At 77.7% G+C, this 1,384-nt stretch carries 1 pseudogene; it reads left to right on the forward strand.

Going from position 1 to position 1,384, the window contains the following annotated elements:
* Positions 1-1,384: pseudogene (locus I5E_RS25835) on the forward strand (hypothetical protein); the annotation flags it as partial.

The raw sequence follows: 1,384 nt of genomic DNA on the forward strand, positions 1-1,384 counted from the left end.
GACGGCCCCGCGGATCACCGAGCCCGGGTCCGGCGACCGCGTGCGGGTACAGCCCGTCACGATCGGCGGCACGGGCGAGGCCGGTGCCGTCCTCACGGTCTACGCCGACCACGCGCCGGTGTGCCGGACCGAGGTGCGTGCGTCCGGGCGGTGGTCCTGCGCCACGGACGGCTCGACCCTCCGCGGCGGCACGGTGGCGCTCACGGCGGCCCAGCACGACGCTGCCGGGAACTTCTCGCCGACGTCGGCGGCCGTGCGGGTGGTCCTCACCGGCACCACGAGCACGCCCGGCGACGGGTCGACGGGCAGCGGCACCGCGTCCGGGACCCCGAGCGCGCCGGGCGGCGGGGCCGGCACCGGGACCGGCACGGGCACCGGTGGGTCCGACGGCTCCGGCGGAGGCACGGGCGGCGCGGGGACCGATGGCGGAGGCACCGGCGGCGCGGGGACCGGTGGCGCAGGCACCGGCGGCACGGGGTCGGGTGGCGCGGGCACCGGCGGCACGGGGTCGGGTGGCGCCGGCAGCACCGGCGGCCGCGGCCTCGACTGGTCCGGCCCGGCCGGCGACTGGACCGCCTCGACCGAGTACGACACGACCGTCCCGACGATCCAGGCGGCCTTCTCGTGGCGCACCGTCATCGTCGCCACGGCCGTCGCAGCCGGCTTCCTCGTGCTCATCGCCGGCCCGCTCGCCGTCGTCGGCGGGGTCGCGCGCAGCCGGATCCGTTCGCCGTTCGCCGGGCTCCTCGGTCGCAACCGTCCCCGCGCCGAACGGCGGCGCGGCGACGACGCGCTGCCGACCTGGGCGTCGATCACCGTCGCCGTGCTCGTGGTCGGGCTCGCCACCCTGCTCGGCGTCGGCGTCTCGCTCGAGGCCCGGTACGTCCGCCTGGCGATCGCGGTCCTGCTCGGCGCGGCGGTCCTGACGACGACGATCGTCCTCGCGTCGCGGTGGGCTGCGGGGACCGACCGGGACACGATCGGCTTCCGGGTCTCCCCGTGGCTGGTGCTCGCCGCCCTGGTGGCGTGCGGCATCACCCGGACCTTCGACCTCTCGCCCGCCGTCATCGTCGGGGCCGTCCTCGTCCCGGTCGGCCGACCGGACCTCGACACCCAGGCGCTCCGGCTCGGCTCCTCGATCGTCGCCGGTGCCCGCAGTGCCACCTGGCGGTCGATCGCGCTGCTCGTCGTCGCGGCGGCCGGCTGGGTGCTCCACTCGGTGACGCCGGGCTCCGGCTTCTGGGTGTCCTTCGTGTCGGAGTTCGCGATCACCCTGTGCGTCGGCGGGCTCGGGGCCGTCGTGGTCACCCTGCTCCCGCTGGCCGGGTCCGCCGGGGCGTCCCTGCTCGCCCGCTCCCGTGGTCGGTACTCGGCGATCTCGGCG

The organism is Curtobacterium sp. B18, from assembly GCF_000333375.1.
GTDB lineage: Bacteria > Actinomycetota > Actinomycetes > Actinomycetales > Microbacteriaceae > Curtobacterium.